Here is a 9,340-nt window from a genome sequence, read left to right on the forward strand (position 1 = left end):
GTAGTCATATCTAATTATACCATGGATTACGGACTCTTCGGGGTCCGTTTTCTATTTTCAGGCATAAAAATGGAGCCATTGCTCCATAGATGATTACTCATCTATTTTGCAACGGCCCCTTTTTTTCTTGTAAAAATTTCTTAATGTTTCACGTGAAACATTGGACTGTTTTTTCATTTGATGTGTGTTATAATGTCCAATGAACAAAATAAAATGTAAGAATAAAAAGGTAATGAATGGAGGTTTTGTTTTATGGGCAGAATGATTGCTGTAGCCAATCAGAAGGGCGGAGTTGGAAAAACTACAACTTCCATTAATCTGTCTGCCTGTCTGGCAGAAAAAGGGAAGAAAGTTCTTTTGGTCGATATGGATTCCCAGGGAAATACCACAAGCGGTCTTGGGTTGGAAAAGAATGAATTGGAAAAAACAATTTATGAGGTTTTAAGAGAAGAAATTTCTGTGGAAAATGCTATTGTTGAAATCGAAGATTGTTTTGGAAATTTATTTTTAATACCATCCAACAGAAATCTTGCTGGTGCGGAAATAGAGCTGATCACATCAGAAAACATGCAGTACATATTAAAGGAAAAGCTTGCCCCTATCAAAGATCAATATGATTATATTATTTTAGATTGTCCGCCGGCATTAGGAATGCTTACAGTAAACGCAATGACGGCTTCGGATTCTGTTTTAGTACCAATACAATGCGAATTTTATGCCTTAGATGGTTTATCACAGCTGATTTATACAATAAATTTGATTCAGGAAAATTTAAATCCTTCTTTAGAAATCGAAGGTGTTGTTTTTACCATGTATGATGCAAGAACGAATTTATCTTTGCAAGTGGTTGAAAATGTAAAGGATAATTTAAATCAAAATATATATAAGACGATAATTCCAAGAAACGTACGTCTTGCAGAAGCACCTAGTCATGGACTGCCGATAAATCTTTATGATAAAAAATCATCGGGAGCAGAGGCCTATCATTTATTGGCAGACGAAGTAATTGAAAATACAGAAAAATAGTTTTATTATTCAATGTTTCACGTGAAACATTACAATGAAGGAAAGGGGAAAGTGGATGGCTGTTAAGAAAGGTTTGGGTCGTGGACTCGATATGCTGATTCCAAGGGAAGACAAAGCTTCCCATAAAGAGAAAGAAAATACAGATAATCAAATAAAAGAAGAGAGCAGAATAAACGAAGAAGATATAAAAGAATATGACATTGAGATAGATATCAGAAAAATTGAGCCAAACAGAAACCAGCCAAGAAAACAATTTGATGAAGATGCCATAGAGGAACTGGCAGAATCCATTAAACAGTTTGGTGTAATCCAGCCTTTGATCGTAAAGAAAAAGGGGGATTATTATGAAATTATTGCCGGAGAGAGGAGATGGAGAGCAAGTAAAAAAGCAGGATTAAAAAAGGTTCCTGTAATAATAAAAGAGTATGATGAAAAGGAAATACTAAAAATATCTTTAATCGAGAATCTGCAAAGAGAAGATTTGAATCCCATTGAGGAGGCGCAGGCATACCAGAAGCTTCAGGAAGAATATGGTCTGAAACAGGATGAGATCGCTGTCAGCGTTTCTAAAAGTCGGACAGCCATTACCAATACTATGCGTCTGCTACGTCTGGATGAGAGAGTGCAGAAGATGATAATGGATAATCTGATTTCAAGCGGACACGGAAGAACTATTATACCAATAGAAGATAAAGATTTACAGTATGAAACAGCATGTAAGATTCTTGATGAGAGCCTGAGTGTGAGAGAAGCGGAACAGTTGGTGAAAAAAATGCTGAATCATAAAGAAAAGGCTCAGGAGGAAATGCAGGAAGAAGATCCGCAAAAAGAAGAAATGTTTCATTTCTTTGAAGGCAGGATGAAAGATATTCTCGGAAGTAAGGTTACCATAAAAAATAAGAAGAATAATAAGGGGAGAATCGAGATAGAATATTATTCAGCAGATGAACTGGAACGAATTATTGATCTGATCCAAAGTATACAAATAAAAAGTAATTGAGTTTTTTTATATAGTAGCAGAAATAACTTACAATGTGTTATAATAAAAGCGTTGTTATACATCAAGAAAAAAACACAGGAAACAGGAGAAACGTATGGAAAGTAGAATTTTGAGTTTTTTAAATATGGATTTTGACGTATTTATGATTGGAACCTGTATTGTTATGGCAGTGTTGCTCATTGCTTTATTTTTTCTTCTGCTGGATTATCTTCGACTGAGAAAAAGATACATGGAATTTATGACGGGGGAGAGTGGTAAGTCTCTCGAATATACTATTTATAAAAGGTTCAGAGAAATCGATGAATTAAAAGCAGGGCAGAAGGATAATGATGACCAGATTGCTATCATTTATGAAAAAGTCAGGAAATGTTACAGTAAGATTGGAATTCACAGATATGACGCATTTAATGTGGAGAACTCTGTGAGCGGAGGAAATATGAGTTTTGTCCTCACTCTTCTAAATGATGCGAATGATGGTTTTATCTTAAATACAATACATAACAGAGCAGGATGTCATGTCTATATGAAAGAAGTTACCAATGGGGAATGCAGCATTGCATTGGCAGAAGAGGAAAAGATTTCTCTTGAGAAAGCGCTTCATTATGGGGAAAAGGTATCAACAGTAGAATAAACTGAAAGAATAAAAGCCGGAAAAGTAAAAAATAATTTACTTTTCCGGTATTTTTTTTAACTTGCAAAGTAGACAAGATAAATATATAATTAACCAGAAGATGAGAAATAAAAAACAGGGAGCATTAAGAATGTATCGATATTTACGGGCAATTGGGCTGGGGAAATATAATACAAAAAAGAAAATCCGGGAGCTCACGGATTATGTTAAAAAGGAACATACCAGACAAGATTCCTACCAGATTAACGAGGCAGAAGAACTTGTTATATATGAGAAAGATTTTGGTGAAGCTATAGGTGTGGCAGTAGCGGAAGTAACGGAAAAGGGCGAAGCCGAAAGAGATTTCTTTTTTCCGTATGTTCGTGGTCTTAACTGTCTGTTTCATGAGAATCCTGAATTTGAAAAGTATACATCCTGTCATGAATATGCCTGCATATGTGATGAAAATAATCTTGGAATACCGTTGATCTTTCATGTTAATAATATTATCGAGTATTTAAAAAGAAAGAACGGCATGTTTCAGGAGGAATTTAATTGTATCACTCTGTCAGGGCTGTCCTGTGGCGGCATGGTGATTCTTCCGATTGAGAGAGACGAGCACCAGAGAAAAAAAGAAAGACAGGGAAACGAAATAAGAAATCAAATGATCGACGCTGCAAAGGCGGGCGATGTGGAAGCAATGGAGCAGCTGACTCTGGAAGATATGGATACGTATACTCTGGTAAGTAATCGTTCCAAAAAAGAGGATATTTTTACTATTGTTAATTCTTACTTCATGCCTCATACGGTGGAATGCGATAAATATTCAGTCCTTGGCGATATTATTGACGTATCAACCATGAAAAACAATATGACAGGAGAAGAGTTTTATTATATTTCTCTTGAATGTAATTCTATACAGATTGAGTTTACGATAGCAAAATCTGATATTATGGGAGTGCCGGAGAAAGGAAGAAGATTTAAAGGGTATATATGGCTCCAGGGAGAAGTGGATTGTATGTAGTGATTGACAAATGCCATGATTTAGATTAAAATATTATAGCATGATTTGTGATTGGCACAAACGGCAACAAATGTCTTCGTAGCTCAGCTGGATAGAGCACTCGCCTCCTAAGAAGGAGCCGCGGCTGAACCCTGAAGGAAAAATGAAAAAAGAACTTGGAGTTCGAATCTATTCTGGAAGAGACAAAATTAACAACAGAGCTTTCCCCATTTTGGCGGATGTTCTACTGTTACAAATTCATAATCTGATGATCTGCAGTTGATTAAAAATCAGCTGAGAATCATATATCGGTTACCGAACCAAAAGGCTGAAAACTTAGTGTTTAAGCCAAAAATCGGTACTTGTCTTCGTAGCTCAGCTGGATAGAGCACTCGCCTCCTAAGCGAGGGGTCAGAGGTTCAAATCCTCCCGGAGACGGTATATCAAGCGGAAAATGGTTAGCAAAATTAGCAAAACCATCTTCCGCTTTTTATTATTTTCGATGAAAAAAAAGCAAGTGAGAAATGAATTTCCAGCTAATTTGAAGTGATTTTCGTTAGCTGGCAGCTAATTAAAAATACTGTTTTGCAAACGGGAAAATTTGAACTTCCTGCTAACATCGGGGTTCGTTCCTGTTGAAACCTCAGATCGGGGATGTAAAACAGGGTAAAACGGAGAAAAATCCTTTGCTGAAAGGAACTTCTGCAAACATCTATTAGCTGAAACAATAGAATATTTCATTAGCTGTAGCTAATGGCAAACGGGATGCTCGTTTGGATCAGATTCAAATATAGGAATCTAATCTGAACGGGCATTTTTTAGTTTGGATTACAGGAAAAGGAGGAGTTCAATGGCAGAAAAAAAAACGAATCAAACAGGCTGTTTGAGGATGAGAAAGTCATAGAAATTGAGATTGAAAGACTCAGATCATTTAAAGACCATCCTTTTAAAGTGACTGACGATAAGGAAATGCATCTCCTGAAGGACAGCATAAAACAGTACGGTGTATTGAATCCGCTGATCGTAAGGCCGGTGCCGGATGGAGTATATGAAATTATCTCAGGCCACAGAAGAAAATATGCGGCTCAGCAGCTTGGATATCGGAAAGTTCCTGTGATTATACGGGTTATGAACGATGAAGAAGCCATTATTAAAATGGTGGATGCTAATCTGCAAAGAGAGCGGATCAGTTACAGTGAGAAAGCATTTGCATACAAAATGAAAAATGATGCTATGAAAAGAACTGCCGGAAAGCCGCGTAGCCAAATTGACCACAATTTAAAAGGAAAAAGAACGGTAGAGATTATTGCTGAGGAAACCGGGGAAAGCCCAAAGCAGGTACAGAGATATATTACTCTCACGAATCTGATTCCGGAGCTGTTACAGCAGTTGGATGATGAACTGATCTCATTTAATCCGGCTGTCGAATTGGCAGCTTTAAAAGAAAATGAGCAGAAAAAATTGATCGAGGCAATGGATTATGCCCAATCGGTCCCTTCTCTCTCTCAGGCGCAACGGATGAAGAAACTGAGCAAAGAAGGAAATCTGTCTCTGGAAAAGATGCAGGATATTTTGAGTGAGGTCAAAAAAGGGGAAATATCAAGGGTCACATTTACAAATGAACAGCTTCACAGATACTTTCCCAACAGTTATACACCGGAAATGATGAAGCGGGAAATTGTAGCAATCTTAAAGATATGGATGGAACAATTCTGGGATAAATAAGAAACGGAGGAATGAATGATGTGTAAAGTAATTTCTGTTACAAATCAGAAAGGCGGGGTCGGAAAGACAACGACAACAGTAAACTTAGGGATCGGCCTGGTGAAAGAAGGGAAAAAGGTGCTTTTGATTGATGCGGATCCCCAGGGAAGCCTGACAGCCAGTCTGGGGTATGTGGAACCGGATGATCTTGGTACTACTCTGGCAACGATCATGCTGGCAGTTATTAATGAGGAAGAAATAAAACCGGAGGATGGAATTCTTCATCATGAAGAGAATGTGGATCTGTTACCGGCAAATATTGAATTATCGGCCCTGGAAGTAACCCTGGGAAATGTGATGAGCCGGGAAATGATCATGAAAGATTATATCGAAATGATGAGAGAACGATACGATTATATTCTGATCGACTGTATGCCCAGCCTTGGAATGATGACAATCAATGCTCTTGTTGCTTCGGATGCAGTTCTGATTCCGGTACAGGCAGCATATCTGCCGGTGAAAGGTCTCCAACAGCTGATCAAAACCATTTCTATGGTAAAGAAAAGGCTGAACAGGAAATTGCAGATCATGGGAATTCTGCTGACAATGGTAGATTTCCGCACAAATTACGCAAAGGATATTTCAACGATGCTCCATGTGACATATGGATCAAAGATAACGATTTTTGAAAATGTAATACCGTTATCCGTAAAAGCGGCAGAAACAAGTGCGGAGGGAATCAGCATTTATGCCCACTGTCCTAAGAGCAAAGTGTCCAATGCTTATAAGAATCTGACACAGGAGGTTTTAGAAAATGAAAAATAGAAGCGGCGAGAAAATCAAATTAACAAGCATCGACGAATTACTGGGTGTTGTAAATGAAGAATCAGCTATGGAGATTGAGATTGATAAAATAAAGCCCTTTGCAGGTCATCCATTTAAAGTAATTGATGATGAAAAAATGCAGGATCTCATAGAAAGCATCAGTGAATCAGGAGTTTTGACCCCAGTTCTGATCCGTCCGGATCAAAATGATGGATATGAAATGATCTCCGGCCATCGTCGGATGCATGCGGCACAGAAGGCGGGGTTAATAACAATACCGGCAATTGTCAGAGAAATGACGGATGATGAAGCTGTGATTGCCATGGTAGATGCCAATATCCAAAGAGAGGAGTTGCTTCCGAGTGAAAAGGCATTTGCATATAAGATGAAGTTGGCGGCTATGAAGAGACAAGGGTGTAGACATGATTTAACTTCTGGTCAAAATGACCAGAAGTTATCTGGAAGCGTATCGAGAGATATATTGGCTGATCAAGTAGGAGAAAGTTCGAAGCAAATCCAGCGTTATATCCGCTTGACAGAACTTATCCCAGATTTACTGGAATTGGTAGATAAGAAACGTTTGAACTTTACCATTGCTGTTGATATCTCATATATTCCACAGGATGTACAGAAATGGATTTATGAATATTTCTGTGACAATGGATTTATCAAACCAAATCAGATTGCAGCTTTAAGAAATTATCTTGGACAAGGACCGGTTACACAGAGTCTGATGATCAGTATTCTGAATAGCCATATTCCCGTAAAGGCTCCTGCAAGAAAGGTAACGTTGAATGAAAAGAAGCTGACGAGATATTTCCCGAAAAATTATACATCGGAAGACATGGAGAAAGTTATTGAATCATTATTGGAAAAATGGAAACAGGAACAGGAGGTAATGTGATGGATTTTAAATATATGTACGGAAAACAGGCGGATCAGTATTCTTTTATACATATTCCAAAGATGTTGGTTACTGAAAAAATATTTACGGGAATTACCATTCATGCAAAAGTTCTCTACGGTCTTCTTTTAGACCGTATGGGAATGGCGGCAAAGAATAAATGGGTCGATGAAAGAAACCGAATGTATGTAGTTTATCCAATTCAGGAAATCCAGAAAGATATGGGTGTAACCAGAAAAAAAGCAAGGGAATGTCTGGCGGAGCTTGAAAATGCAGGACTTATAGAAAAGCAATTTAGAGGCATGGGACTGCCGAGTATTTATTTCGTAAAAGACTTTGCGGTAGCGTGAGTAAGAAGTGTCCATTACGGAACTACGGCCGCAGGAAAGGAGAAAATATGGATCAGAAATTGACATTTCGATATTTTTACGGAAATGAAGCTGATCAGTACAGCTTCTACCGGATACCAAAACTTTTATTCAAAAATGAATATTTTAAAAATCTGAGCAGTGATGCAAAGATCTTATACGGTCTGATGCTGGACAGAATGTCCTTGTCCATCAAAAATCAGTGGTTTGATGAACAGAACCGGGCATACATCTATTTTTCCATTGAAGATATCATGGAACTGCTGAACTGTGGAAGGAATAAAGCTGTAAAATCGCTGCAAGAACTGGATGATGAGAATGGAATCGGTTTGATTGAAAAGCGCAGGCAGGGATTTGGAAAAGCAAACATCATATATGTAAAAAGCTTCATGGTCTATGAGGAACAGGCGGAACAATCAGCAGAGGAAGCACAGAAGTTTACAAAACAAACCAATGTTGATACTCTGGAAGATGCAGAAGTTTATAAAACAAACTCCATGAAGTCCCAAAAACAAACTTCAAGAAGTCCTGAAAATAAACTTCAAGAAGTTTGCAATTCAAACTCTAATTATAATAATACTAGCGATATTAAAGAGAGTAAGAATAAATCTGATCAAATCATATCTGATGGAGAAAGATCCGATACCGATGTGCAGGATATTCTGTCTGCCTATCAGGAACTGATCAAAGAAAACATAGATTATGACTCCCTGATTATGGCTCACAAGTATGACGAACCATTGATCCAGGGAATCTATGAGCTGATCGTAGAAACGGTTCTGTGCAGCAATGAAAAGATCCTGATCGCAAGTAACTGGTATCCGGCAGAACTGGTACGCAGCAAGTTTTTAAAACTGAATTATTCCCACATCGAGTATGTTCTTGACTGTTTCAAGAAGAATACATCAAAGGTGAAAAATATCAAGAAATATATGCTGGCAGCATTATTCAATGCCCCGACAACGATCGATGGGTACTATAAGGCAGAAGTGAATCATGACATGCCGCAGTTTGCTGTCTGACTGAGAGGAGGAGAAAGATGTTTTGTTTAAAGCTCATTGGGAAAATATTATTGATTCCGGTCTGGTTTATTCTCATAATCGTGGGAATACTCGTTAAGCTGGTTGTGAATATGGTTTCAATTGCTAAATCATTTGTGGTGCTTGGACTGGTAGCTTTGGCAATAGGAACGATTATCTGTTACCAGGATTGGGTGCAGGTTGTATTTTTGTTCTGCCTGATCGTTTCAGCATTTCTGGTTTTGTATGTAAGTGTATTTATAGATGCTGCGATTGATATGGCCCGGGAAAAATTAGTGAGAATATTGTTAGCATAGAGGAGGAGAAGAACCATGATTAAAGAAAATGATTATATCCAATTACCACCGCTTCGTAGAGATACGGATTTGAAAGTGGTTATGGCATTGTGGGAATATGTAAAGATGCCAGAAGAATCCAGGCAAAAGGTCTTAGCATTTTTAGATGAATCAGAAAAGTATAATCCAAGTGGGGAGCTTCCCCCACTTGATTATCTGCAATCACTTCCTGTTGAAGATATCAATGATTTTGATAAAGTTATGGGAAAGATTATTAATGACATTATTGTAGAAGCATGTGATCTGGCTTGTTGGGTATATGTCTGTAAGTTTATAGAAGGATTGTCATTGGAACAGATTGTGGAGCAGAATAGAAGCGCAGAACAGTTTATTGCTGCTCTATTCTCTATGTTTGATAAATACATAGATATTCCTGATAATGATAGTAATAATATCAGACCATCATGCACGACAAACGCATGAATGAATAAATTGTGAACATCCATCCTGATTTTCTGGTATACTCAAAGAAAAAAGGATAGGAGTTCTTCTATGAAAGCACTTTTAGATTATGTAAGCACAGTA

At 37.7% G+C, this 9,340-nt stretch carries 11 protein-coding genes and 1 tRNA gene; all 12 read left to right on the forward strand.

Annotated features, from left to right (window positions below):
* Nucleotides 1–252: 252 nt before the first annotated feature.
* Nucleotides 253–1,026, forward strand: coding sequence for an AAA family ATPase (locus B5F87_RS19470; RefSeq protein ID WP_087284178.1), 774 nt, complete (start codon nucleotides 253–255; stop codon nucleotides 1,024–1,026).
* A gap of 55 nt (nucleotides 1,027–1,081) precedes the next feature.
* The gene (locus tag B5F87_RS19475; RefSeq protein WP_087284181.1) at nucleotides 1,082–2,026 is read left to right on the forward strand and encodes a ParB/RepB/Spo0J family partition protein; all 945 of its coding nucleotides are present in this window, start codon (nucleotides 1,082–1,084) and stop codon (nucleotides 2,024–2,026) included.
* A gap of 94 nt (nucleotides 2,027–2,120) precedes the next feature.
* Nucleotides 2,121–2,657, forward strand: coding sequence for a DUF4446 family protein (locus tag B5F87_RS19480; protein ID WP_087284185.1), 537 nt, complete (start codon nucleotides 2,121–2,123; stop codon nucleotides 2,655–2,657).
* 130 nt (nucleotides 2,658–2,787) lie between these two features.
* Complete coding sequence (locus B5F87_RS19485; RefSeq protein ID WP_158097113.1) at nucleotides 2,788–3,660, forward strand: DUF3881 family protein; 873 nt, start codon at nucleotides 2,788–2,790, stop codon at nucleotides 3,658–3,660.
* 343 nt (nucleotides 3,661–4,003) lie between these two features.
* Nucleotides 4,004–4,077: transfer RNA gene (locus B5F87_RS19490), tRNA-Arg, on the forward strand.
* Nucleotides 4,078–4,539: 462 nt separating this feature from the next.
* Nucleotides 4,540–5,364 (forward strand): ParB/RepB/Spo0J family partition protein, encoded by an 825-nt coding sequence (locus B5F87_RS19495; protein WP_343215789.1) that lies wholly within the window; start codon nucleotides 4,540–4,542, stop codon nucleotides 5,362–5,364.
* An 18-nt stretch (nucleotides 5,365–5,382) separates the two neighbouring features.
* On the forward strand, nucleotides 5,383–6,168 hold the full coding sequence (locus B5F87_RS19500; protein ID WP_087284194.1) for an AAA family ATPase: 786 nt from the start codon (nucleotides 5,383–5,385) through the stop codon (nucleotides 6,166–6,168).
* The gene (locus B5F87_RS19505; protein ID WP_087284197.1) at nucleotides 6,158–7,072 is read left to right on the forward strand and encodes a ParB/RepB/Spo0J family partition protein; all 915 of its coding nucleotides are present in this window, start codon (nucleotides 6,158–6,160) and stop codon (nucleotides 7,070–7,072) included. The genes B5F87_RS19500 and B5F87_RS19505 overlap by 11 nt, the downstream gene beginning before the upstream one ends.
* Nucleotides 7,072–7,422, forward strand: coding sequence for a replication initiator protein A (locus tag B5F87_RS19510; protein WP_087284200.1), 351 nt, complete (start codon nucleotides 7,072–7,074; stop codon nucleotides 7,420–7,422). The genes B5F87_RS19505 and B5F87_RS19510 overlap by 1 nt, the downstream gene beginning before the upstream one ends.
* Nucleotides 7,423–7,469: 47 nt before the next feature.
* Nucleotides 7,470–8,462: a DUF6017 domain-containing protein gene (locus B5F87_RS19515; protein ID WP_087284203.1), complete on the forward strand. Its 993-nt coding sequence runs from the start codon at nucleotides 7,470–7,472 to the stop codon at nucleotides 8,460–8,462.
* A gap of 17 nt (nucleotides 8,463–8,479) precedes the next feature.
* Nucleotides 8,480–8,776 carry a hypothetical protein gene (locus B5F87_RS19520; protein ID WP_087284206.1) on the forward strand — a complete coding sequence of 99 codons (297 nt, stop codon included), beginning with the start codon at nucleotides 8,480–8,482 and terminating at the stop codon, nucleotides 8,774–8,776.
* A 15-nt stretch (nucleotides 8,777–8,791) separates the two neighbouring features.
* On the forward strand, nucleotides 8,792–9,238 hold the full coding sequence (locus B5F87_RS19525; protein WP_087284209.1) for a hypothetical protein: 447 nt from the start codon (nucleotides 8,792–8,794) through the stop codon (nucleotides 9,236–9,238).
* Nucleotides 9,239–9,340 lie beyond the last annotated feature (102 nt).

The organism is Eubacterium sp. An3 (assembly GCF_002159465.1).
GTDB classification, from domain to species: domain Bacteria; phylum Bacillota; class Clostridia; order Lachnospirales; family Lachnospiraceae; genus Anaerobutyricum; species Anaerobutyricum stercoris.

Coding starts and splice junctions, on each gene's coding strand:
- B5F87_RS19470 (WP_087284178.1), top strand. CDS start 253: ATGGGCAGAATGATTGCTGTAGCCAATCAGAAGGGCGGAGTTGGAAAA.
- B5F87_RS19520 (WP_087284206.1), top strand. CDS start 8,480: ATGTTTTGTTTAAAGCTCATTGGGAAAATATTATTGATTCCGGTCTGG.
- B5F87_RS19475 (WP_087284181.1), top strand. CDS start 1,082: ATGGCTGTTAAGAAAGGTTTGGGTCGTGGACTCGATATGCTGATTCCA.
- B5F87_RS19500 (WP_087284194.1), top strand. CDS start 5,383: ATGTGTAAAGTAATTTCTGTTACAAATCAGAAAGGCGGGGTCGGAAAG.
- B5F87_RS19510 (WP_087284200.1), top strand. CDS start 7,072: ATGGATTTTAAATATATGTACGGAAAACAGGCGGATCAGTATTCTTTT.
- B5F87_RS19480 (WP_087284185.1), top strand. CDS start 2,121: ATGGAAAGTAGAATTTTGAGTTTTTTAAATATGGATTTTGACGTATTT.
- B5F87_RS19525 (WP_087284209.1), top strand. CDS start 8,792: ATGATTAAAGAAAATGATTATATCCAATTACCACCGCTTCGTAGAGAT.
- B5F87_RS19515 (WP_087284203.1), top strand. CDS start 7,470: ATGGATCAGAAATTGACATTTCGATATTTTTACGGAAATGAAGCTGAT.
- B5F87_RS19485 (WP_158097113.1), top strand. CDS start 2,788: ATGTATCGATATTTACGGGCAATTGGGCTGGGGAAATATAATACAAAA.
- B5F87_RS19505 (WP_087284197.1), top strand. CDS start 6,158: ATGAAAAATAGAAGCGGCGAGAAAATCAAATTAACAAGCATCGACGAA.